This window comes from Klebsiella sp. K-Nf6, from assembly GCF_002806655.1.
Taxonomy (GTDB): domain Bacteria; phylum Pseudomonadota; class Gammaproteobacteria; order Enterobacterales; family Enterobacteriaceae; genus Klebsiella; species Klebsiella variicola.
The window spans coordinates 255,776-279,280 of record NZ_PIBN01000002.1 but is presented as its reverse complement, the minus strand read 5'-3'; the positions used below and the strand labels follow the sequence as shown (position 1 = coordinate 279,280).

Annotated in this window: 22 protein-coding genes; 10 read left to right on the top strand and 12 right to left on the bottom strand. The window is 59.4% G+C overall.

The annotated features are described in order from the left end of the window. The first annotated feature begins 232 nt into the window (after nucleotides 1-232). Nucleotides 233-982, top strand: coding sequence for a hypothetical protein (locus tag CWM61_RS05645; RefSeq protein ID WP_100630875.1), 750 nt, complete (start codon nucleotides 233-235; stop codon nucleotides 980-982). 117 nt (nucleotides 983-1,099) lie between these two features. Here CWM61_RS05645 and CWM61_RS05640 read toward each other — a convergent pair whose 3' ends face one another. The 3 genes from CWM61_RS05640 to CWM61_RS05630 all read right to left on the bottom strand — a co-directional run bounded on the left by CWM61_RS05640 (nucleotide 1,100) and on the right by CWM61_RS05630 (nucleotide 3,355). After that, on the bottom strand, nucleotides 1,100-1,294 hold the full coding sequence (locus CWM61_RS05640; RefSeq protein WP_061154812.1) for a hypothetical protein: 195 nt from the start codon (nucleotides 1,292-1,294) through the stop codon (nucleotides 1,100-1,102). A gap of 236 nt (nucleotides 1,295-1,530) precedes the next feature. Then, on the bottom strand, nucleotides 1,531-2,649 hold the full coding sequence (locus tag CWM61_RS05635) for an oxidoreductase (protein WP_074386036.1): 1,119 nt from the start codon (nucleotides 2,647-2,649) through the stop codon (nucleotides 1,531-1,533). Continuing rightward, on the bottom strand, nucleotides 2,612-3,355 hold the full coding sequence (locus tag CWM61_RS05630) for a DeoR/GlpR family DNA-binding transcription regulator (RefSeq protein ID WP_074386035.1): 744 nt from the start codon (nucleotides 3,353-3,355) through the stop codon (nucleotides 2,612-2,614). The genes CWM61_RS05635 and CWM61_RS05630 overlap by 38 nt, the downstream gene beginning before the upstream one ends. 277 nt (nucleotides 3,356-3,632) lie before the next feature. Between CWM61_RS05630 and zntB the strand changes: the two genes are divergently transcribed. From zntB to dbpA, 3 genes are all read left to right on the top strand, one after another. After that, entirely contained in the window at nucleotides 3,633-4,616 is a 984-nt protein-coding gene (zntB, locus tag CWM61_RS05620) for a zinc transporter ZntB (protein WP_061154809.1), read from the top strand. Nucleotides 4,617-4,950: 334 nt separating this feature from the next. Then, nucleotides 4,951-5,127 carry a hypothetical protein gene (locus CWM61_RS30045; RefSeq protein ID WP_369707647.1) on the top strand — a complete coding sequence of 59 codons (177 nt, stop codon included), beginning with the start codon at nucleotides 4,951-4,953 and terminating at the stop codon, nucleotides 5,125-5,127. A 14-nt stretch (nucleotides 5,128-5,141) separates the two neighbouring features. Continuing rightward, nucleotides 5,142-6,515, top strand: coding sequence for an ATP-dependent RNA helicase DbpA (gene dbpA, locus CWM61_RS05610; protein ID WP_008805151.1), 1,374 nt, complete (start codon nucleotides 5,142-5,144; stop codon nucleotides 6,513-6,515). Between the two features lie 45 nt (nucleotides 6,516-6,560). On the opposite strand, the gene ttcA is transcribed toward dbpA, so the two are convergent. The 5 genes from ttcA to nifJ all read right to left on the bottom strand — a co-directional run bounded on the left by ttcA (nucleotide 6,561) and on the right by nifJ (nucleotide 13,609). Continuing rightward, the gene (gene ttcA, locus CWM61_RS05605; protein WP_100630874.1) at nucleotides 6,561-7,496 is read right to left on the bottom strand and encodes a tRNA 2-thiocytidine(32) synthetase TtcA; all 936 of its coding nucleotides are present in this window, start codon (nucleotides 7,494-7,496) and stop codon (nucleotides 6,561-6,563) included. Between the two features lie 231 nt (nucleotides 7,497-7,727). Then, nucleotides 7,728-8,162, bottom strand: coding sequence for a universal stress protein UspF (uspF, locus tag CWM61_RS05600; RefSeq protein ID WP_100630873.1), 435 nt, complete (start codon nucleotides 8,160-8,162; stop codon nucleotides 7,728-7,730). 81 nt (nucleotides 8,163-8,243) lie between these two features. Further along, nucleotides 8,244-8,456 (bottom strand): KTSC domain-containing protein, encoded by a 213-nt coding sequence (locus tag CWM61_RS05595; protein WP_008805148.1) that lies wholly within the window; start codon nucleotides 8,454-8,456, stop codon nucleotides 8,244-8,246. 142 nt (nucleotides 8,457-8,598) lie between these two features. After that, nucleotides 8,599-9,723 (bottom strand): porin OmpK37, encoded by a 1,125-nt coding sequence (ompK37, locus tag CWM61_RS05590; RefSeq protein WP_088716947.1) that lies wholly within the window; start codon nucleotides 9,721-9,723, stop codon nucleotides 8,599-8,601. 358 nt (nucleotides 9,724-10,081) lie between these two features. Further along, nucleotides 10,082-13,609, bottom strand: coding sequence for a pyruvate:ferredoxin (flavodoxin) oxidoreductase (gene nifJ, locus CWM61_RS05585; protein WP_100630872.1), 3,528 nt, complete (start codon nucleotides 13,607-13,609; stop codon nucleotides 10,082-10,084). Between the two features lie 363 nt (nucleotides 13,610-13,972). Here nifJ and CWM61_RS05575 point away from each other — a divergent pair, with 363 nt between their 5' ends. Next, on the top strand, nucleotides 13,973-14,236 hold the full coding sequence (locus CWM61_RS05575; protein ID WP_004140155.1) for a DUF333 domain-containing protein: 264 nt from the start codon (nucleotides 13,973-13,975) through the stop codon (nucleotides 14,234-14,236). 44 nt (nucleotides 14,237-14,280) lie between these two features. Here the strand turns inward: CWM61_RS05575 and hslJ are convergent, their stop codons facing one another. From hslJ to CWM61_RS05560, 3 genes are all read right to left on the bottom strand, one after another. After that, on the bottom strand, nucleotides 14,281-14,721 hold the full coding sequence (gene hslJ, locus CWM61_RS05570; protein ID WP_074386031.1) for a heat shock protein HslJ: 441 nt from the start codon (nucleotides 14,719-14,721) through the stop codon (nucleotides 14,281-14,283). A 122-nt stretch (nucleotides 14,722-14,843) separates the two neighbouring features. Further along, nucleotides 14,844-15,833 carry a 2-hydroxyacid dehydrogenase gene (locus CWM61_RS05565; protein ID WP_100630871.1) on the bottom strand — a complete coding sequence of 330 codons (990 nt, stop codon included), beginning with the start codon at nucleotides 15,831-15,833 and terminating at the stop codon, nucleotides 14,844-14,846. A 147-nt stretch (nucleotides 15,834-15,980) separates the two neighbouring features. Beyond that, nucleotides 15,981-16,481 (bottom strand): DedA family protein, encoded by a 501-nt coding sequence (locus CWM61_RS05560; RefSeq protein ID WP_074386029.1) that lies wholly within the window; start codon nucleotides 16,479-16,481, stop codon nucleotides 15,981-15,983. A gap of 205 nt (nucleotides 16,482-16,686) precedes the next feature. Between CWM61_RS05560 and CWM61_RS05550 the strand changes: the two genes are divergently transcribed. From CWM61_RS05550 to CWM61_RS05540, 3 genes are read left to right on the top strand one after another with little or no spacing between them, the layout of a single operon-like run. Then, a complete protein-coding gene (locus CWM61_RS05550) occupies nucleotides 16,687-19,326 on the top strand; it encodes a YdbH family protein (protein ID WP_100630870.1) in 2,640 nt (879 codons plus the stop codon). Further along, complete coding sequence (locus CWM61_RS05545; RefSeq protein ID WP_012968375.1) at nucleotides 19,323-19,508, top strand: YnbE family lipoprotein; 186 nt, start codon at nucleotides 19,323-19,325, stop codon at nucleotides 19,506-19,508. Before CWM61_RS05550 ends, CWM61_RS05545 begins: the two co-directional genes overlap by 4 nt. A 7-nt stretch (nucleotides 19,509-19,515) precedes the next feature. After that, nucleotides 19,516-19,839 carry a YdbL family protein gene (locus tag CWM61_RS05540; RefSeq protein WP_012541948.1) on the top strand — a complete coding sequence of 108 codons (324 nt, stop codon included), beginning with the start codon at nucleotides 19,516-19,518 and terminating at the stop codon, nucleotides 19,837-19,839. Here CWM61_RS05540 and feaR read toward each other — a convergent pair whose 3' ends face one another. After that, entirely contained in the window at nucleotides 19,840-20,742 is a 903-nt protein-coding gene (gene feaR, locus CWM61_RS05535) for a transcriptional regulator FeaR (RefSeq protein WP_061154800.1), read from the bottom strand. Between the two features lie 235 nt (nucleotides 20,743-20,977). Between feaR and CWM61_RS05530 the strand changes: the two genes are divergently transcribed. Next, nucleotides 20,978-22,477: an aldehyde dehydrogenase family protein gene (locus tag CWM61_RS05530; RefSeq protein ID WP_061154799.1), complete on the top strand. Its 1,500-nt coding sequence runs from the start codon at nucleotides 20,978-20,980 to the stop codon at nucleotides 22,475-22,477. Between the two features lie 124 nt (nucleotides 22,478-22,601). Further along, nucleotides 22,602-23,492, top strand: coding sequence for an oxidoreductase (locus CWM61_RS05525; RefSeq protein WP_023340049.1), 891 nt, complete (start codon nucleotides 22,602-22,604; stop codon nucleotides 23,490-23,492). Nucleotides 23,493-23,505 lie beyond the last annotated feature (13 nt).

Below are 23,505 nucleotides of genomic sequence, written 5' to 3'. Positions count from 1 at the left end.
CAACACCCTGCCGGGCGGCAGGGTGATATTCTCATCGTGAAAAATAACGTCAATACTTATAGTTGATTATATAATTCCGATAAATGATAACAGGACATGTTAATCTGGGAATAGAGTAAGTGGACATGCTTTTTATTGATCTTGCGTGGTGCTTTGGTAATATCCAGGCGGCATTCAGGTTTATTTTATAATGCCACCGAATGGAATAGCAAAATACATAATGGAGTATGGAATGAAGCATGTTCATAAGCTGGTCTGGATAGGCCTGTTCGTCAATATTATTATCTGTTTTGTCGCGCGAAATTTATTACTCGATGAAGGACAGCTGAACTTTCATCGTCGGGCGGACAGCATGTGGTCCTGGCTGGTGCTCGCCCTGTTTATCGCCGTGGTGGTTCAGGCTGTCAGTATTATACTGTCAGGCCGCTATCCTTATCTGGCCATCGTGCTGGCGTTTATTGGCGGTATCGTCATGGTACCTGCCAGCATGATCTTTCTGGTTGGCTGTATGTTCAGCTTTCAAACGCGGATTAACGCCGGTTTTACCCTGTGGCGGTCAACAACCGGGGCGATGGGCAGCGACGATAATCACCGGCTATTAACCTTTAATGCGTCCGGTTTTTATCCTCAGGGAGGACTGGCGCTCATTGCCGGCATTATTATCTTAATGATTGGCATGGGGATTGGTGGCGTGTTTATTGCCGCCGGTATTCTGGCGCTGTGCAACGGCTATCGTCTGCAGAATCGGGTGGTGATTGGCGTGAGCGGCGAGTCGATGATATTTACGCCGGGACTCTATGCCGATACTTACGTTATTCCCTTGCGTGACGTTGTGCTGGCTGAGCGCGGGAATAATGATGCGAAAGTTCGACTACTGATCCGTTCCAGCGGCAGAAGCTTCACGTTGCGTAAAAAACTGCTCGCCGGCGATGACGTCAATGACGCCTTTGCCGCCATTCTGGCCAAACTGTCCACGGTTTAACGCAGACGGGGGAAGGGATGCCGCCAGGGGGAGAAACACCCGGCGGCGAAAGCGTGGGTTCGCATGCACGGTCATCGCGCCAGCCTGCACCCACGCCCTACAGCGCCAGGTTGCATGTTAATCCACGTTGGTAAAATAATCGCGCGCGGCGGTCTCGACGCGTTTCGCATCCAGCCCGGTCTTCTCAGTGATCTGTTCAATAAAGGGTTTAAATTTGTCGTCCATCACGTTACCCCCGTCCCAGTGGGCCACGTAAAATTTGCACTGATAGCGATAAAAATGGAGAGTGGTATCTCCTAACGTGTAATACATGAGCTTCTCCTGTCCATTAATGCGGTCGCCACGTCCACAGCGTCAGCAACCCTTTTCTCATCACGATCGATCTGCTCTCTATCCTCCTCCCAATTGGCTGAAATTTCCAGCGGTGCTTTGCGCTAAAAAGCAGGATAAAGAAAGGTTAAATTTCGTATGGGTAGTGATTTTTTCTGACGTTGGGCGGGAGATCCGGTTACCTGCGGGGTGCGCAGATAACCGGAGAACAGGCAGGATTAGCGCAGCGCGTTGCGCTCGTCGTCGGTCAGGTCCAGGGTCTGCACCATGCCACTTTCTGCAGCGCGCACCGCCGCTTCCAGAACGGCCATTACCGCCAGCGCTTCAACCGGCGGCACCGGATTGGCGATCTGACCTTTCAGGGCATCGCGGATCTGCATATAGTACTGGCGCTGATCGCCCTGCGGGGTGGTCTGGGTTTGGGTCTGCAGCGAGGCGTCATAGATCACCAGCTTGTCATCATCCTGACCCCAGCCGGCGCTTCCGGGCTCCACGCCCGCCAGCAACTGGCTCTCCTGCTGGTCGGCCCGCGCTTTGATGACGCTGCCTTTATCGCCGTGCACGATGAAGCGCGACGAGCCGCCCGCGACCAGCATGCTGCAGTGCAGGATCGCTTTATGCGCCGGGTAGTTTAAGACCACATGCGCCCAGTCGTTGATCTCCGCGCCGTCGCGGAGGGTGGCGATATTGCCTTGTACCGACTGCGGCAAACCAAACAGCTGCAGCGCCTGATCGATCAGGTGCGGCCCCAGATCGAACCATAAACCACTGCCCGGGACGTTCTGCTCACGCCAGCGGACGCGAACTTCAGGACGGAAGCGGTCAAAATGCGACTCGAAGTGTTTCACGGTGCCGATGGCGCCCTGCTCAATGACCTGACGGATCCCGAGGTAATCGCTGTCCCAGCGGCGGTTATGGAAGACGGAGAGCAGGCGCTGCTTCTCCTCAGCCAGGGCGATCAGCTCCCGGGCCTCCTGCATATCGAGGGTAAAGGGTTTATCCACCACCACATGCTTGCCGGCGTTGAGCGCCAGACGGGCCAGCGGCGCGTGGGTGGCGTTGGGGGAGGCGATGACCACCAGATCGACATCCGGATGCTGGACCGCTGCCTCCGGGGAGGCGATGACCGTGACGTCCGGCAGGTCTCGTTTGACTTTCTCTTCATCTCGCGAGGCGACGAACGCCAGATTCAGGCCCGGCACTGAACGGATAAGCGGCGCGTGGAAGGTCTTACCGACGAAGCCATAGCCAATCAGGGCGATATTTATTGTGTTGTTACTCATCAGGTTCTCCACGCGGTTAAGCGTCAGCAATGTGTACAGAGAGGGCGGGGTCATCCCCCAGCTCAGCCCAGGGACGATCAAGAAAAAGATGGTGAATGTCGCTGAGCCCGGCCACCAGCCACGGCTCGCAATGGTTGACTTTGGTATGGTCTGCCACCAGCCAGTGCTCTGCGCTGGCGGCCAGCATGGCGCGCTTCACGTCAGCATCGGCCTCCTGGCTGGCGCTCAGCCCCAGCCCGGCATGGAGCGCGCAGGCGCCGAGAATGGCGATGTCGGCGCGGTAGCGGGCGACAAGCGACAGCGTGGCGCTGCCGGCGAACAGCCGCTGTTCACTGTCCCACTGGCCGCCAAGCAGGATCAGCTGGATATCCGCACGGTCGCTAAACAGCTGGGCGATATCCAGCGAAGGCGTGATCACGGTCATCGGCCCTTTAAGCTGGGCGGCGACCGCCAGCACCGTGCTTCCGGCGTCGAGAAACAGCGTTGAGCCGAGGGGGATGCGCGCGGCGACCCGCTGGCCCAGGCGCTGCTTGGTCTGGGGGAGCAGGGCGTTTCGACCCTGGCGCGTCATCGCCGGGACGTTAAGAGCGATGGCGCCGCCGTGACTTTTCTGCAGGACGCCCTGTTTTTCCAGCTCGCTCAGATCCCGGCGAATAGTATCGGCCGAGACCTGTAGCCCTTCGACCAGTTCGCTGATGCTTAGCTGGCCGTTTTCACTCAGCCTGTCGAGGATGTGTTTTTGTCTGGCGAGCTTATGCATGGCAAGCGCCTCCGCAAATTAACGCAATAAACAGCATAATACAGCAATGAATGGCAAAATAAACCGCAAAAAGACGCAGTGAGATCGGCAAAACGGGAAGAACTTGATTTCACTACGCTTTAACGTTAAATGAGGAGAGCGGCGCGACCCGGGGCAAAAGCGCTTTTCAATGAAGCCATTAGCCAGTCTTCCGGGCAATAAAAAGCGAAAAAGCGCGCTTTCGCGTACCTTATAGAGAGTACGCGCAATGTGACAGGTATGGATTAACGGAGGTTGAGTGGACGCGATTAAAGGCTCGGAGTTGCAGATACCGGACGCGATCTTCGCGTGGGTGCTCGACGGGCAGGGCGGCGTGAAGCCGCTTACCGATAACGATATTATCGACAAGGACAAGCCCTGCTGGCTGCATCTGAACTATACCCATAGCGACAGCGCTGACTGGCTGGCGGCCACCCCGTTGCTGCCCAATAACGTGCGTGACGCCCTGGCGGGGGAGAGCACCCGGCCACGGGTGACGCGGATCGGCGACGGGGCGCTGATCACCCTGCGCTGCATTAACGGCAGTACCGATGAGCGTCCCGACCAGCTGGTGGCGATGCGTCTGTATATGGACGAGCGGCTGATCGTTTCCACCCGTCAGCGCAAGGTGCTGGCGCTGGATGATGTGCTTGGCGACCTGCGCGAAGGCAATGGCCCGACGGACGGCGGCAGCTGGCTGGTGGAGGTCTGCGATGCGCTGACCGATCATGCCAGCGAGTTTATCGAACAGCTGCACGACCGCATTATCGACCTGGAAGATGACCTGCTTGACCAGCAGGTGCCGCCGCGCGGTTTTCTCGCGCTGCTGCGTAAGCAACTGATTGTGATGCGCCGCTATATGGCGCCGCAGCGCGACGTTTACGCCCGACTGGCCAGCGAGCGGCTGCCGTGGATGAGTGACGATCAGCGGCGGCGGATGCAGGATATCGCTGAGCGGCTGGGGCGCGGTCTGGATGAGATCGACAGCTGTATCGCCCGGACGGCGATCATGAGCGACGAGATCGCCCAGATTATGCAGGAGTCGCTGGCGCGGCGGACCTACACGATGTCGTTGATGGCGATGGTGTTTCTGCCCAGCACCTTTTTAACCGGCCTGTTCGGCGTCAACCTTGGCGGGATCCCCGGCAACGGCTGGCATCTGGGATTTAGCCTCTTCTGCCTGATGTTAGTTGTTGTCATCGGTGGTGTTGCGTGGTGGTTACATCGCAGTAAATGGTTGTAAAGAATCGCCTTTTAGCGGCCGCATTGCCGGGAAAACCCGGCAATGTTTGAGCGAAATCAATAAACCACCTACCCATTCAGGGCAATATCTCTCTCGCAGGTGAATGCAACGTCAAGCGATGGGCGTTGCGCTCCATATTGTCTTACTTCCTTTTTTGAATTACTGCATAGCACAATTGATTCGTACGACGCCGACTTTGTTGAGTCGGCTTTTTTTTTGCGCTCTCCGGACCAGCTTCTACGCTTACTAAGACACCCGACGGTCTTCAGGCCGTTAAGCCTGCGGGTACGCCCGTATTACTCTCCGGGAGGCCTCTATGCATTACGCTTCAGGGCTGACAGCCCAGTCTATCCCCATCTCACCCGAGCCGAACGATCCGGCTCCTTTACCCGACCCACGACCGCGTCCGCAGCCGCAGCCCGATCCGCCGCCTGACGAAGAGCCGATTAAATTGTCGCATCAGGCGCGGAGATCTGCGAGGATACGCGCCTGCAGATTGTCCGTCCTTTAATACGAGAATACATTGTGACCGCTTTTTCTACCCTGACTGTTTTACCTGCCGCCCAATTAGCCAACCTTAATGAGCTGGGTTATCTGTCGATGACCCCGGTTCAGGCCGCCGCCCTGCCGGCGATCCTTGCGGGGAAAGATGTGCGCGTGCAGGCAAAAACCGGCAGCGGAAAAACGGCCGCATTTGGGCTGGGTCTGCTGCAGCATATCGATCCGGCGCGCTTTGAAACCCAGTCGCTGGTCCTGTGTCCGACTCGCGAGCTGGCCGATCAGGTTGCCGGCGAGCTGCGTCGCCTGGCGCGCTGCCTGCCGAACATCAAGATTCTGATGCTCTGCGGCGGGCAGCCCTTTGGCGCCCAGCGAGATTCACTCCAGCACGCCCCGCATATCATCGTCGCCACCCCGGGCCGTCTGCTCGATCATCTGCAGAAGGGGACGGTCTCCCTTGACGCGTTGCAGACGCTGGTGATGGATGAAGCGGACCGCATGCTCGATATGGGCTTCAGCGACGCCATCGACGAGGTGATCCGCTTCGCGCCGGCTGACCGGCAGACCCTGCTGTTTTCCGCCACCTGGCCGGCGGCAATCGCGGCGATCAGCGGCCGGGTGCAGCGCAATCCGCAGACGATAGAGATCGACACTGTCGATGCGCTCCCGGCGATTGAGCAGCAGTTTTTTGAAGTTTCCCGCCACGGTAAGATTGCCCTGCTGCAGCGCCTGCTCAGCCAGCATCAGCCCGCATCCTGTGTGGTGTTCTGCAACACCAAACGCGATTGCCAGGCGGTCTGCGATGCGCTCAACGCCGCCGGGCAGAGCGCCTTGTCGCTGCACGGTGATCTCGAGCAGCGCGACCGCGATCAGACGCTGGTGCGCTTCGCCAACGGCAGCGTCCGGGTTCTGGTGGCGACCGACGTCGCCGCCCGCGGCCTCGACATCAAATCCCTCGCGCTGGTGGTGAACTTCGAGCTGGCCTGGGATCCGGAGGTGCATGTTCACCGCATCGGCCGTACCGCCCGCGCCGGCGAACAAGGGCTGGCCATCAGCTTCTGTGCGCCGGAAGAGGCGCAGCGCGCCACGATCCTGGCCGACATGCTGCAGCTCTCCCTGAACTGGCTGCCGGCGCCGACGGGCAACACCATCGCACCGCTGACGGCGGAGATGGCCACGCTGTGTATTGACGGCGGTAAAAAGGCGAAAATGCGCCCGGGAGATGTGCTGGGAGCCCTGACCGGGGATATGGGCTTTGATGGCGCCGATATCGGCAAAATTACCGTCCATCCGGCTCATGTCTATGTGGCGATCCGCCAGAATATGGCGCAGAAGGCGTATAAGCAGTTACAAAACGGTAAGATTAAGGGCAAAGCCTGCCGCGTTCGACTGCTGAAGTAAGGGCAGGTTAGTGCGTCTCAGGCGGCTGCCTGAGACGCGTGAGGGTTACTTCAATTCCACCACGTTCAGACGCAGTTCATCGAGACGGGCGTCTTCTTCTTCCGGCTGCCAGCCGGCGGGCTGCAAGGGAATATCCTCCCGGTCAAACGCCAGATCGCCACCGTCCACCACCTCGGAGCCGTGGGTGATGCCTTTAAAATCAAACAGATTGACATCGCTCAGATGTGAAGGCACCACGTTCTGCATCGCGCTGAACATGGTTTCAATGCGCCCAGGATAACGCTTATCCCAGTCGCGGAGCATATCGGCGATCACCTGACGCTGCAGGTTTGGCTGCGAACCGCACAGGTTGCACGGAATAATCGGGAAGCCTTTGGCCTGGGAGAAGCGCTCGATGTCCTTTTCGCGGCAGTAGGCCAGCGGGCGGATGACGATGTGTTTTCCGTCGTCGCTCATCAGCTTCGGTGGCATCCCTTTCATTTTGCCGCCGTAGAACATATTCAGGAACAGCGTCTGCAGGATGTCGTCGCGATGATGGCCGAGGGCGATCTTGGTCGCCCCGAGCTCGGTGGCGGTACGGTAGAGGATGCCGCGACGCAGGCGAGAGCACAGCGAGCAGGTGGTTTTCCCTTCCGGGATCTTCTCTTTGACGATGCCGTAGGTATTCTCTTCGACAATCTTGTACTCCACGCCCAGCTGCTCAAGATACGCCGGCAGAATATGCTCCGGGAACCCAGGCTGTTTCTGATCGAGGTTCACCGCCACCAGCGAGAAGGAGATGGGCGCGCTTTTCTGCAGATTACGCAGGATCTCCAGCATGGTATAGCTGTCCTTGCCGCCAGAAAGACAAACCATAATGCGGTCGCCCTCTTCAATCATATTGAAGTCGGCAATCGCCTCACCGACGTTGCGGCGCAGACGTTTCTGCAGCTTATCGATGTTGTATTTTTCTTTTTTACTGATTTCTTGATTTTGCAGCATGTAATAGTGGCTCAATTCATAGTGTGGCATCAGAAGAGCACGCGTTCTGCCAGCCTGGACAACGTGGCGCTGGCGCGTAGCAATTAATGAGGTCTGACAGACAACCGTGGCGTGTATGGTACGGATTCAGGGGCGGAATGTCAGCATCTTTCCGGCACTTTCCGCTGCGGGCAGGCAGGCGGAGGCGGTGTAAGCGGAAATAAAAAGCCCGCCGGGCGGCGGGCTGTGGCGTTAACGAACCACCAGGACTGAGCACTCGGCGTGGCGGACCACCGCGGCGGCGTTGGAGCCCAGCAGATAGGTGGTGATATCTGGCCGGTGCGAAGCGATGATCACCAGGTCGGCGGGTAGCGACTTGGCCAGTGCGAGGATCTTATCTTTTGGCGACCCTTCGGCGACGTGAAAATGTATCCGATCTTCTGGGATGGAAAATTGTTTGGCGATCTCTTTAAGCTGCGTTTCCGTTCCTTCGCGCAGCTCATCCATACCGGGCAGCTCGGCGGTGTAGGCCATTCCCAGTGAGGCATAATAGGGCAGGGAAGGGATCACGGAGAGGAAATGGACCTCGGCGTCGTCAATCCGTGCTTCCGATTCAACGTGACTGATAATGCGTTCAGTAAATTCTTTATCAGAGATATCGATGGGGACAAGAATCATTCTGCTCATAAAACCTCCTGTTTAAGTATCCCCTCATATTGTACGGCATTAGAGCACGTTTTGTATCATGACCGAGGTCACACTTTGACATTAACGTGGCTTGCGTTCGGGAAATTTCCCTTTGATCACGCCGTCATAAAATCGACCTTTTGACACCACCTGTAAAAAGTCACGGAAAATACGCGGTGGCACGCCGGTATATTGCAACGGTGGCTGGTGATAAAAATAGATTTCCAGTGTGGCGGAGGCGTCATCGTAGGCGACAGAGATAATTCGGGATGATTTTACCGGGTGATGATGCATGGTGGACGTCCTCGGGCAAGCACTGACTGAGCACGACTATATCACTAAATGGACGGCTATTTTAACCGGCGGGATATATTGTTTTGTTTTATCTACTGTACGGCAGGAGGAAGAAGCCCGCCGGAACCGGCGGGCTGGCGCATCAGAACTGGTAAACCAGGCCCAGGGCGACGATGTTGTCGGTAGAGATACCGTTGTCTTTGTAGAAGTTGTCGTTGTCATCCAGCAGGTTGATTTTGTAATCAACGTAGGTAGACATATTACGGTTGAAGTAATAGGTGGCGCCAACGTCCATATATTTGACCAGATCTTTATCGGCGTAGCGGCCGTTATTATAGAGATCTTTGCCTTTGGACTGCAGGTAGGAGATAGCCGGACGCAGGCCGAAGTCGAACTGGTACTGCGCGGTGACTTCGAAGTTTTGCGTTTTATTGGCCACGCCGTCATTGCCGTACGGGGTCATGTTGCGGGTTTCTGAGTACATGGTCGCCAGGTAGATATCGTTGGCGTCGTACTTCAGGCCGGCGGTCCAGGCTTCGGCTTTATCGCCGCGGGCGTTGGTCTGGGTCATCTGATCGTTGGTACGGTCAGAAGAGGTGTAGGCTGCCGCCGCGCTGATTCCCATGCCGAAGTCGTAGGAGGTGGAGAGACCGAAACCGTCGCCATTATCAAAGCGAACATCGCTGTCGCTGCTGCGGTTGTTGGTGCCGACGTTGATATCCTGCGCGTTCTGGCCTTCGTTTTTACCCTGATACTGGAGGGCGAAGTTCAGACCCTCCACCAGGCCGAAGAAATCGCTGTTGCGGTAGGTCGCGACGCCGTTGGCGCGGCCTGCCATAAAGTTATCCGCATAGGTGTAGGAGTCGCCGCCGAACTCCGGCAGCATATCGGTCCAGCCTTCAACATCGTACAGCACGCCGTAGTTACGACCGTAGTCGAAGGAGCCGTAATCGCCGACCTTGATACCTGCGAATGCCAGACGGGTCCACGCCTGATCGCTGGAGCTCTCGGTGTTGTTGGCCTGAACGTTATATTCCCACTGACCGTAACCGGTGAGCATATCGTTGATCTGAGTTTCGCCTTTAAAGCCAAAACGTAAGTAAGTTTGGTCGCCGTCTTTTTTCGAGTCGCTGGAGAAATAGTGCAGACCGTCTACCTTGCCATAGAGATCTAATTTATTTCCGTCTTTATTATAAATTTCTGCCGCATGGGCGGCGCCGGCGGCTAATAAAGCCGGAATAACGAGGGCCAGTACTTTTCTTTTCATGAAGAAATTCCTTTAACTGTTTTTATGTTTTAGCTTCCGGGAAGGAAGTGAACTCATGCTAAAGGAGCGGTCTGAGATCCGGTAAGACTCAATTGTTACGATATAAGTAAAATCTAAAATAAATAATACCGAAGAAATGGTGATAATTATGCTGAATATATCCATGGAAAATATACAAAATAAAAATTATACATGCCCAGGATAATCACGTATTATTCGCGCGTTATATGCCTTTATTGTCATGCCAATCATTTATTGCTGCCGTCTCATTCTGCGGAATGATTTTGTTTATCGGTAAAACGACAAGCCCGAACAACATGTTCGGGCTTTTTTTATGGCTACCGTGTGGAAAAGAACCTTAGCCTTCGCTCGGTGATTTCTCCGCTTTGCCAGCCAGCTGGGCGAGGAAGTCATACCGTTTCTGCAGATCCGCGGCGGCGTCTTTCCACAACTGCTCCGCCACCTCCGGCTGCTGGGCGTTCAGGCGGCGAAAACGTTGCTCATTGAGCAGCGTCTCGGCCAGCGCGTCGGACGGCGGGCGAGAGTCCAGCGCCAGCGGCAGTTTGCCTTCGTCGGCGCGACGCGGGTCGAAGCGGTAGAGCGGCCAGAAGCCGGTGGCGGTCAGCTGACGCATCTGATCGTGGCTGAGCGCCAGATCGTAGCCGTGCTCTTCGCAAGGGCTGTAGGCGATGATCAGCGACGGTCCCGGATAGGCTTCTGCTTCCTGAATCGCTTTCACCGTCTGGTTCAGCTGCGCGCCGAGCGAAATCTGCGCCACATAGACATGACCGTACATCATCATGCTGACGCCAAGATCTTTGCGCGCCTTGCGTTTGCCGTGTTCGCCAAACTTGGTGACTGCCCCCAGCGGGGTGGCTTTTGACGCCTGGCCGCCGGTGTTGGAGTAACACTGGGTATCCAGCACCAGAATGTTGACGTTTTCCGTCAGGCTCAGCACATGATCCAGACCGCCGAAGCCAATATCGTAGGCCCAGCCGTCGCCGCCGATCAGCCAGACGGATTTCTCCACCAGCGCGTCAGCATCGGTCAGCAGCTCTTCAGCGCCATCCATGCCGGCCAGCGCCTGGCGCAGGGCCGCCACCTGTTCGCGGCGGACTTCCGGCGTCGCCTCGGCATGTAACGCCGCGTTTAACTCTGCCGGCAGTTTGTCGGCAAATTCGCTCAGCAGGCGCATCACGCGCTGACGGTGCTGGTCGACGGTTAAGCGGAAGCCGAGCCCGAATTCAGCGTTATCCTCAAACAGCGAGTTGGCCCATGCCGGGCCGCGGCCGTTGGCGTCGGTCGTGTACGGCGTCGAGGGCAGGTTGCCGCCGTAAATGGAGGAGCAGCCGGTAGCATTGGCAATCAACATCCGATCGCCATACAGCTGGGTCAGCAGTTTGATATACGGCGTTTCGCCACAGCCGGAGCAGGCGCCGGAGTATTCAAACAGCGGGCTGATCAGCTGCGAGGTGCGAATATCAATCCGCTCCAGTTTTGTGCGGTCGATTTCCGGCAGGTTGAGGAAGTAATCGTAATTGACCTTCTCCTCTTCCACATGCTCCAGGCGCGACATCATATTGATGGCCTTGATCTCCGGGTTCTGGCGATCTTTCGCCGGGCACACTTCAACGCACAGGTTACAGCCAGTGCAGTCTTCCGGGGCGACCTGCAGAACGTATTTTTGTCCGCGCATATCGCGGGATTTGACGTCCAGCGAGTGCAGACTGGCTGGCGCGTTCTCCATCTCTTCCGGGGCGACCACTTTGGCGCGGATCGCCGAGTGCGGGCAGGCGGCGACGCAGTGGTTGCACTGGGTACACAGCGCTTCCTTCCAGATGGGGATCTCTTCGGCGATATTGCGTTTCTCCCAGCGCGTGGTGCCCATGGGCCAGGTGCCGTCCGGCGGCAGGGCGGAGACCGGCAGCGCATCGCCGAGGCCGGCCAGCATCGCGGCGGTGACCGTTTTGACGAAATCCGGTGCGGCGTCGGAGACCACCGGAGGGCGGTTCGGACTGCTGGCGTTCACCGGCTGCAGCGTCACTTCCGCCAGCGATTCGCGGGCCAGGGCCAGCGCCTGCCAGTTGCGTTCCACCAGCTCCTGGCCTTTGCTGCTGTAGCTTTTGGCGATCGCCGCCTGCAGTTCCGCCAGCGCGCTGTCGCCCGGCAGGATGCGGGTGAGATGGAAGAACGCCATCTGCATCACGGTATTAATGCGCGCGCCGAGGCTGCACTCGCGGGCGATTTTCGCCGCGTTGACCACGTAAAATCGCGCTTTTTTCTGATTCAGAGTGGCCTGAACTTCCTGCGGCAGGCGAGACCAGACCTCATCGGCGCTGTACGGCGTGTTGAGCAGGAAAATACCGCCGGGCTTCAGCCGCTCGGCCATCTGGTATTTATCGATAAACTGTAGCTGGTGGCAGCCGACGAAATCAGCCTGCGAAATCAGATACGAAGAACGAATCGGTTTTTCGCTGACGCGCAGATGCGAGACGGTGAGGCCGCCCGCTTTCTTCGAGTCATAGACAAAATAGCCCTGCGAGAACCACGGGGTCGAGTTGCCGATGATTTTGATGTTGTTTTTGGTGGCCGACACGCTGCCATCGCTGCCGAGACCGTAGAACAGGGCCTCGAGTTTGGCCTCAGCCGGCAGGGTATTTTCTCCCAGCGGCAGCGACAGATTGGTCACGTCATCATAGATACCGACGGTAAAGCGTGGCTTCGGCTGAGCGGACTGCAGTTCACTAAATACCGCCAGCACGCATTCCGGGCCGAACTCCTTGGAGGAGAGGCCATAGCGGCCGCCGATGGTGCGCGGCAGCGTCTCGCGCTCGCCGCGGTTAAAGGCTTCCGCCAGGGCGGTCATCACATCGAGATACAGCGGCTCGGCAAGCGCGCCAGGCTCTTTGGTGCGATCGAGCACCGCTACCGCCCGGGCGCTTTCCGGCAGTGCTGCCAGCAGGTGGGCGGCGGAGAACGGGCGATAGAGGCGCACTTTCAGCACGCCGACTTTCTCGCCGCGGCTCAGCAGTTCATCAACCACCTCTTCGCAAGTACCGATAGCCGAACCCATAATGACGATCACGCGCTCTGCCTGCGGGTGGCCGTAAAACTCAAACGGTTTGTACTGACGGCCGGTGGCGGCGGCGAAGTCGTTCATCGCCGTCTCAACATGGTCATAGACCGCGTCGTACCACGGATTGGTGGCCTCCCGGGACTGGAAGTACGTGTCGGGGTTGGCCGAGGTTCCGCGGATCACCGGGTGTTCCGGATTGAGCGCGCGCTGGCGATGCTCGGCGATTTTATCCTGCGGTAGCAGGGCGCGAATGGTGTCATCCGCCAGCGGGGCGATTTTGTTGATTTCGTGCGAGGTGCGGAAACCATCAAAGAAATGAATAAACGGCACCCGGCTTTGCAGGGTGGCGATATGCGAGATCAGCGCAAAATCCTGCGCCTCCTGGACGCTGCTGGCGCACAGCATGGCGCAACCGGTTTGCCGCACGGCCATGACGTCGGAATGATCGCCGAAGATCGATAGCGCGTGGGTGGCGACGGTGCGGGCGGCGACGTGCAGCACAAACGGCATCAGCTGGCCGGCCAGTTTGTACAGCGTGGGGATCATCAGCAGCAGGCCCTGCGATGAGGTAAAGGAGGTGGAGAGGGCGCCGGTCTGCAGCGCGCCATGTACGGCGCCAATGGCGCCTGCCTCCGACTGCATTTCGACCACGCGGGGTACATCGCCCCAGACGTTTTTCAGCCCATTGCCGGCCCAGGCGTCGGCCTGTTCCGCCATCGTTGAACTGGGCGTGATCGGGTAGATGGCGATAACTTCACTGGTGCGAAACGCGACGGAAGCGACCGCGCCATTACCATCAATCGTAATCATATGAAGACACCCTTACATTGCGCAAAAGAATGGACACGTGAAACCGCGACGCGCCCTGTAATTATATAAGGGGTAGTTTAGCAAACCGTTGGCGCGGCCATTTTTGCATTTGTGTCCTCAATGCGCCGGGCACCCGTGACCAGATCAATATTTTGCATGGTTCGCGGAGAAAATGGCTGCCTGCAGAGGGGGGGAACCACGCGCGCCCGGCGACCAGGCCGGAGCAGATCAAGCTTTCGGCGAAAATTTGCTAGAAAATGTTAATGAGGCGCATAAATACGTACTTCCCCTCTCGACGCCGCCCGCCACGCTGCCTATTATTCTGGGGTTTGCTTTTTTAAGACGTTTCCGAGGGGAGAGAGAATGCGAGCTGCGATGTTAGTAGGTTGTGCGGCGCTGTTGCTGTCGGCGTGCAGTAGTGAACCCGTTCAGCAGGCCACGGCGGCGCACGTCACGCCAGGCATGCGGGCGGCGATGAGCGACGCCGGTCAGGCCAACTGCGCCATGATAGGCGGCTCGTTATCGGTGGCTCGTCAGCTCGATGGTTCGGCGATTGGCATGTGTGCGCTGCCGAACGGCAAACGCTGCAGCGAGCAGGCGCTGGCAGGCGGCAGCTGCGGCTACTAACGGCGCCCCGTCGCGGGGCAGCGTCAGCGGCACCTCAATGCCGGCTAGTGCATCAGGTCGGCGAGCTTATAGACCAGCGTCTGGTCGGCGGTCGCCAGCGTCAACTGGTTTTCCGTCAGATCGACCTGTGCGCCCTCGCGCAGCATCTTGCCGATCGTCGCGTCAAGGGTATTAAGCTGGGCATCGTTGCACAGCATCCGGGTCATTGCCAGCGACTTCACCTTCAGCGCGCCGTCCGACACCTTACCTTCCCCGCTAAAGCCGTTGCACATATTGCCCGTTACATACACCTTGCCTGTAATAGCCATCTTCTCACCGAAGCTCAGCTCCAGCGGCCGGTCGCCGGCGTTGACCGCCTGGCCGTTGACGCTGGTCAGCACGAAGCGATGATGTTGCAGCTGTTCCGCGCCGGTGGACACCTTACTGTTGTAGACACAGCCGGACAGCAGCATACCTGCCGCCAGTAGCGCTGCAAATTTGTTCATTTGTACTCCGAAACATTCACATTACTAATAAAATAAAGCCAGTGTAACGGTATCGCAGCGGGGATCTGTGGGGATTATCTGAATGTGCTCCCCCCGGGAGAGGAGCACAAAAGGGAAAGGAATCAGACGATGGCGTTCGGGCAGGTTTCGCCGTTGGCGACCTGCTGCAGGTTGCCCAGAGTGGTCTCCGAAATGCTGATCAGCGCCTCAGCGGTGAGGAACGCCTGGTGGCCGGTGAACAGTACGTTGTGGCAGGCGGAGAGGCGGCGGAAGACGTCGTCCTGGATAACGTCGTTGGATTTGTCTTCAAAGAACAGATCGCGTTCGTTCTCATAAACGTCCAGCCCCAGCGCGCCAATTTTCTGGTGCTTCAGGGCGTCGATGGCCGCCTGAGAGTCGATCAGCGCGCCGCGGCTGGTGTTAATCACCATCACCCCGTCCTTCATCTGGTTAAACGCCTCGCGATTGAGCAGGTGGTAGTTTTCGTCGGTCAGCGGGCAGTGCAGGGAGATCACGTCCGATTCCTTGTACAGCGTGGCGAGGTCGACATATTCCACCCCCAGCTCCAGCGCGGCGGCGCTTGGGTACGGGTCGAACGCCAGCAGACGCATACCGAAACCTTTGAGGATCCGCAGCATCGCCACGCCAATTTTGCCGGTGCCGATCACCCCGGCGGTTTTGCCGTACATGGTGAAACCGGTGAGGCCTTCGAGAGAGAAGTTGGCATCACGGGTACGCTGGTAGGCGCGGTGGATGCGGCGGTTGAGCGACATCATCATGCCGATCGCATGCTCAGCGACGGCTTCCGGAGAGTACGCCGGGACGCGGACCACGCGCAGGCCAAGCTCTTTCGCCGCCTCGAGGTCGACGTTGTTAAACCCGGCGCAGCGCAGGGCGATATACTTCACGCCGTGGGCTTTCAGCTCTTCCAGCACCGGGCGGCTGCCATCGTCATTGACGAAGATACACACCGCTTCGCAACCGTTGGCGGTTTTGGCGGTCTTCGCTGTCAGCAGGAAGTCGAAGAATTCCAGTTCAAAGCCGTGGGTATCATTCACGTGCTGCAGGTACTTTTTATCGTACTGCTTCGTACTGTAAACCGCGATTTTCATAAGACTTTTCTCCAGTGATTATAACGTCACGGTAGCATATTTAAAATAATCGTACAATTATTAAAAAATAGTTTAAATAGCAGGTGCTTATGCTAATTCTAGAGCATATCGCGGATTTGCGGAATCTCTTTGAAAGACAAAGTTTTTTCACCACAAACTGAGGCTAAAAGCGCCGGGGGAGAGCAGCAGGAGCGGCCACAGTAATCCAGAGGTAACGTTAGCCCACTGAAATGGCCACAGCGGCAGGCCGCTGGCGCCGCTGACCAGGGGCAGGGTGGCGCGCAGGGGAGAGAGGAAGCGACTGAAAAAGACCGCCCACAGCCCGCGGCGCTGAAAAAAGAGTCGGCTGCGGGCCAGCCGCTCGGCGGTCAGCCAGCGTAACTGTGTGAGGCGGTGACGATAGCGAACGCCTAACCACCACGAGAGCCAGAATCCGCCGATGGCGCCGAGGCTGGCGCTGGACCACATTAACAGGAAATGACCGAGGCTGGCGGAAGCGAATGTCCCCAACAGCAGCAGACCGGAGGTGCCCGGGATCGCCAGCGACACCAGCGCGCAGGATTTAGTGAAGGTGAGCAGGAAAACAATCAGCAACACCCATGGATAGTGGCCCTGTGCGCTCTCAATGAGCGAAATAATGAACGACACCGTCTCTCCCGCAAGCCATTCTGTCTGGCTGGAGTGTGGCAGGCGTTGCTTAAACAAAAGCTAAATGATGACGGCCGATCGCCGCGCCGCGATACCCGCTGGCAACTATGTTTTAACAGGCCGCAAACTTTCACTCACTGGTCGAACGTGTCACAATAGACGCCATTCGGCTTTTACTTATGTTGAATCAGGATATTAACTGCCCATGAAGGGTAAATATAAAGCCGCCATCGCGCTGGTGTTAGTGCTGGTGTTATTGCCGCTAACGCTGCTGTTGACGCTGACCCACTGGGTGCCGACGCTGGCGGGCATTTGGCTGCCCGTGGGCACTCGTATCTCGCTGCAGGAGAGCCCGCGTCTGACGCGGTCCGCTCTGCTGATCCCCGACCTGCGCTATCTGGTGGGTGACTGTGAACTCGCCCGGGTGACCGATACCCGCCTCTCGCGTCCCAGCCGCTGGCGGCTGCATATTGGCCAGCTGGACATCAACAGCGCTTGTCTGAGCAAATTGCCGGCCAGCGAGCCCACGCCGGGATCGCCGCGCACCCTCGCCGAATGGCAATCGATGTTGCCCTACAGCTGGTTAACGATTGATAACCTGCGGCTGTCGCCGTGGGAGAAATGGCAGGGGCGGCTGGTGATGTCGTTGACGCCAGCGCAGCAGGACATCGGCTTTGCCGGTAAGGAACTGAGTCTGCAGGCGCGCCTGCGCGGCCAGGCCCTCACCGTCAGCCAGTTCAGCGCCCGGCTGACTGACGATCAGCCGCCGGTGAAGCTGGTGGGGACCTTCCATCTGCCGCTGGTGCCGGATGGCCTGCCGGTCGACGGCCAGATGCAGGGCACCTTTGAATTTCCACAGACCGCGGAATGGATCGATGCCGAGCTCGAGTGGCAGCACAATCGCGGCCAGCTGCTGGTGACGCCGCGCGGCGAGGTAGAACCGATCCTGGACTTACCGTGGGAGATCACTCCGGAGCGGATCACCATCAGCGACGGCCGCTGGCGCACCCGCTACCAGAACTATCCGCTCAGCGGGCGTGTCGCACTGTCGGTGGGCAACTGGCAGCAGGGGACCGAGCAGATGACCGTCAGCGGTCGCTTAAATGTCCTCACCGAGGGGCATGCTGGCAAAGGCAACGCAGTGCTGAATATCGGTCCGGGCAAGCTAAGCATGGATAACAGCGACATGCCGCTGCGGCTCACCGGCGAGGCCAAGCTGGGTGAGATGATCTTCTACGCGGCGCTGCCGGCCCAGCTCAGCGGGTCGTTGGTCAGCCCGCAGCTGGCGTTTCATCCCGGGGCGCTGCTGCGTTCGCGAGGACGGGTGATCGATGCGCTGAATATTGATGAAATTCGCTGGCCGCTGGCTGGGGTGAAAGTGACCCAGCAGGGCGTCGATGGCCGCCTGCAGGCGATCCTCCGCGCCCATGAGCAGCAGATGGGCGACTTTACGCTGCATCTGGACGGTCAGGCGAGCGATTTTCTGCCTGACAGCGGCCGCTGGCAATGGCGCTACTGGGGTGAGGGACACTTCACCCCGATGCAGGCGCGTTGGGATGTGAAGGGCAGCGGGGAGTGGCGCGACAATGCCATTACCCTGAGCAGCCTCTCCACCGGCTTCGATAAGCTCGAGTACGGCACGATGCGGGTCAGTACGCCGCGTCTGACGCTCGAGCAGCCGATCCGCTGGCTGCGTGATGCCCAGCACCCGCGGCTGACCGGCGCGCTGTCGCTGGACGCGGCAAAAACCACCTTCTCCGGCGGCAGCTATCTCCCGGCGTCAACGCTGAAATTTGCCCTCGACGGCCGGGATCCGACGTGGTTCCAGTTCACCGGCTCCCTGCACGCCGATACCATTGGCCCGGTGCGGCTGACCGGGCGTTGGGACGGCGAACGGCTGCGCGGCCAGGCGTGGTGGCCAAAACAGTCGCTGACGGTGTTCCAGCCGCTGGTGCCACCAGACTGGAAGATGAACCTGCGGGAAGGGAGTCTCTATGCGCAGGTGGCCTTTTCGGCGGCAGCCGGGCAGGGATTTGAGGCGGGCGGCCACGGCGTGCTGAAGGGAGGCAGCGCCTGGATGCCGGATAACCAGATTAACGGCGTCGACTTCGTGCTGCCATTCCGTTTCAGCGATGGCCAATGGCAACTGGGCACCCGCCGTCCGGTCTCCCTGCGTATTGGCGAAATCGTCAACCAGGTTACCGCGCGCAATCTGACGGCGGACCTGCAGGGCACCTGGCCGTGGAGTGAGGCCAATCCGCTGCAGCTCAGCGACGTCAGCGTCGATCTGTTAGGCGGAAAACTGACCCTGCTGCAGCTGCGCATACCGCAGCGCGACCCGGCGCTGATCCGTCTGCAACATATCTCCAGCAGCGAACTCACCAGCGCCGTCAAGGTGAAGCAGTTCGCCATGTCCGGCGCGGTGAGCGGCGCGCTGCCGCTGTGGCTGGAAAACAACCAATGGATCATCCACGACGGCTGGCTGCGTAATGACGGGCCGATGACCCTGCGGCTGGATAAAGACACTGCCGATGCGCTGGTGGCGGACAATGTCTCCGCCGGGGCGGCGATTAACTGGCTGCGCTATATGGAGATCTCCCGCTCGTGGACGCGGATTAACCTCGACAATCTGGGCGTGTTGACGCTTAAGGCCACCATCAACGGCACCAGCCGGGTGGAAGGGAAAAGCAGTACCGTGCATTTAAACTACGCTCATGAAGAGAATATTTTCGACCTGTGGCGCAGTTTACGCTTCGGCGACAATTTACAGGCGTGGCTCGAACAGAATGCCATGCTGCCCGTGCGGCACTGTACGGACGGTAAGACATGTAAGGAACCTAAATGAATAAGTTGCTACTGGCCATGGTGGCGCCGATGCTGCTCGCCGGCTGTACGCCGCGTATCGAAATTGCGGCATCGAAAGAGCCCATCACCATTAATATGAATGTCAAAATTGAGCATGAGATCCACATCAAGGTCGATAAGGATGTGGAAAACCTGCTGAAATCCCGCAGCGATTTGTTCTGAGGCGACGATGAGAAAACGACTGTTAAGCGCAGCGCTGGCGCTGACCTTACTCAGCGCGCCCGCGCTGGCGTTGACCCTGAGCGAAGCGCGGCAGCAGGGGCGGGTGGGGGAAACGCTGAACGGCTATCTGGCGCCGCTGCGCCAGGATAAAGAGACCTTAGCGCTGGTGAAGCAGATCAACGCGGCGCGCAGTGAAAGCTACCAGCAGCTGGCGGATGACAACAATCTGCCGGTAGATGAAGTGGCGAAAATGGCCGGGCAGAAGCTGGTGGCCCGCGCTCAGCCCGGGGAGTACGTCCAGGGGCTGAACGGCCAGTGGCGGCGTAAATGATCAGCGGCAGCGCTTGCGGTATTCGCCCGGCGAGACGCCAAAGCGCTGCTTAAAGGCGGTGGAGAAATGGCTGTGGTCGCTGAAGCCCCAGCGGTAGCCGATCCCCGCTAGCTTTTCGTCGTCATGGACGTTCTGTAACGCCCGGGCGCACAGATCCAACCGCCGGTTCTTAATATACTGCGCCACCACCAGCCCTTTGTCGGCAAACAGCCGGTACAGGCTGCGTACCGACATCCCCGTCTCGCTGGCCAGCCACTCCGGGCGCAAATGCTCCGACTGAATGGACGCATCGATTAACGCAATAATCTTCTGAAACTGCTTTTCCCGCCGGGAAGGGGTAGGCTCGCGCTGATGCAGCACCGGGCGTAACAGGCAGGCGATCGCCTCCAGCGCCGCTTCACTCTCGCTGGCGGAGAGTGTCGTGCCGCCCATGCTTTCCAGCAACAGTCGCTGGCTGAGCTGCACCATTGGCAGGGATTTGTCCAGCCGGCAGGCGGTGGCGATGTCGCCTGTGGGCGCCACCCGCTGGCGCGGCAGCAGCAGGGAGGCCTGACGCGAGGTCTGCTGCCAGACAATCGAGCAGGGGCGGGCGGCGTCGATTAACGTGATATCGCCCGCCGCCAGCGTCACCTGGCGATCGTCCTGTTCGATGATGGCTTCGCCGGCAAGCTGAAACACGGTATAGAACCAGGCGTCGTTATCGCGTTTTATCTCATTGCGCGTGCGGTATAAATTGACGCCAGCGGCGGTGACCGTACTGACCTTGAGGCTGCCGGCGTAGCGGGCGTCAATCTCGCCGTGGAAGCGCCCCTCCAGCGGCCGGGCGGCGAAATGGCCGCAGACCTGATTGATCGTCGCCAGCCAGCGCTGGTACGCCAGCCCCCCCTCTGCCGTGGTCATCATTCGCCCTTCTCCTGTAATAACAATGTTTCCGCATTGTTGCATTTATGCCGCCTCAGGCAAGGCCGCGATGGCGGGTATATGAAAGAACTATTACCTGCGGCACATTTCTGCCAGGGCAAGCCGCGGATTTGCGGCGACTGTCACAGCGGCGCAAACGAATGTCACAGAGAAAAAAGCGCCAGCCGCCAACCGGACATAGACTGAAAGCACTATCCGCGAAGAATAAGGAAAGGGTATGTCCACCTCTCAGATAGCGCTGCTTGCCAGCGTCCAGCAGTTTTTAGACCGTCAGCATGGCCTGTATATCGACGGCGCCCCCTGCGCCGCGCAGAGCGAAAACCGGTTAACCGTCTGGGATCCGGCCACCGGGCAGGCGATTGCCACCACCGCCGACGCCAGCCCGGCGGATGTTGACCGGGCGGTGATGTCCGCCTGGCGCGCTTTTGTCGATCGCCGCTGGGCCGGGCGCACCCCGGCCGACCGTGAACGCATCCTGCTGCGTTTTGCCGATCTGGTGGAGCAGCACGGCGAAGAGCTGGCGCAACTGGAAACCCTCGAGCAGGGCAAATCCATTGCGATCTCTCGCGCCTTTGAGGTCGGCTGCACCCTGAACTGGATGCGCTACACCGCGGGGCTGACCACCAAGATCAGCGGCCGGACGCTGGACGTGTCGATCCCGTTCCCGCAAGGGGCGCGTTACCAGGCGTGGACCAAAAAAGAGCCGGTCGGGGTGGTGGCGGGCATCGTCCCGTGGAATTTCCCGCTGATGATCGGCATGTGGAAGGTCATGCCGGCGCTGGCGGCGGGCTGTTCGATCGTCATCAAACCCTCTGAAACCACCCCGCTGACCCTGCTGCGGGTGGCGGAGCTGGCGACCCAGGCGGGCATTCCTGACGGGGTGTTCAACGTGGTCACCGGCAGCGGTGCCGGCTGTGGCGCGGCGCTGACCGCCCATCCGCAGGTGGCGAAGGTCAGCTTTACCGGCTCGACGGCGACCGGGAAACAGATTGCCCGCGTGGCCGCCGACCGCCTGACCCGCGTGACGCTGGAACTGGGCGGCAAGAACCCGGCGATTGTGCTCAAAGATGCCGATCCCCAGTGGGTTATTGAGGGGCTGATGACCGGTAGCTTCCTCAATCAGGGACAGGTCTGCGCCGCCAGCTCGCGGATCTACATCGAAGCGCCGCTGTTTGACACCCTGGTCAGCGGTTTCGAGCAGGCGGTGAAATCGCTGCAGGTGGGGCCGGGGATGCAGGAGACGGCGCAGATCAACCCGGTGGTTTCCCGGGCCCACTGCGACAAGGTGGCGGCCTACCTCGAAGAGGCTCGCCAGCAGAAGGCAGAGCTCATCAGCGGCAGCGCCGGACCGGATGCGGGGGGGTACTATATTCCGCCGACGCTGGTGGTTAACCCCGACGCCGGGCTGCGCCTCACCCGTGAGGAGGTATTTGGCCCGGTGGTGAACCTGGTGCGGGTAGCCGACGGCGAGGAGGCGCTGCGCCTGGCCAACGACAGCGATTTTGGCCTGACCGCCAGCGTCTGGACCCGCGATCTGACCCAGGCCCTGAACTACACCGACCGTCTGCAGGCGGGAACGGTATGGGTCAACAGCCATACCCTGATTGACGCCAACCTGCCTTTCGGCGGCATGAAGCAGTCTGGTACCGGCCGCGATTTCGGCCCTGACTGGCTCGACGGCTGGTGCGAAACCAAATCCGTTTGCGTGCGTTACTAGACCGCTGTCGGGGAAAGCGAATGGCTTTTCCCGACGCGCCGCTTGCCGACCTCCGGTCTTTCTCGCTACTGTGGAGGGCAATCTTTGCCCAACCAGGGCGGTGAATCACCAGGAGGTCTTCGGCATGACAGCATTTCCTAAGGTTGCACTTATTGGTCCCGGCGCCATCGGCACGACTATCGCCGCCGCCTTGTTTGAGGTGGGGAGGGCGCCGATGGTCTGCGGGCGTACCGCCCATTCGGCGCTGGTGCTGCGCACTGACGAGGGCGAGATCGTGGTGCCCGGCCCGGTGCACACCGACCCAACGGCGATAGCCGCCCCCTTCGACCTGGTCTTTGTCGCGGTGAAAACCACCCAGACGGAGGCCATCGCCCCCTGGCTGACGGCCCTGTGTTCCGCGGACACCGTGGTGTGCGTGCTGCAAAACGGCGTCGAGCAGCGCCAGCAGTTTGCTCCCCTGACCGGCGGCGCGACGGTGTTGCCCTCGGTGGTCTGGTTTCCGGCGCAGCGCGATGCCGATGCCTCTGTCTGGCTGCGCGCCACACCGCGCCTGACCCTCCCGGATCTGCCGGGGGCAGAGCGAGTGCAGCAGGCGCTGGCGGGGACCCGCTGCGCGGTGGACCTGGCGGCGGATTTTACCACCGTGGCCTGGCGTAAACTGTTGCAGAACGCCGTCGCCGGACTGATGGTGCTGACCGGACGCCGCGCCGGGATGTTTGCCCGGGAAGACATCACTGCCCTCGGACTGGCTTATCTGCGCGAATGTCTGCAGGTGGCGCGGGCGGAAGGGGCCGCCCTGGGCGACAGCGTGCCGGAGGAGATTATCGCCGGCTTTCACCGGGCGCCTGCCGACTTAAGCACCTCTATTATGATCGATCGCCTGAATGGCCGACCGCTGGAGTGGGATATTCGTAACGGCGTGGTGCAGCGTCGCGGGCGTCAGCACGGCATTCCGACACCGCTCAGCGATATCATCGTGCCGCTGCTGGCGGCAGCCAGCGACGGCCCGGGCTGACCCGGGCAGGCGC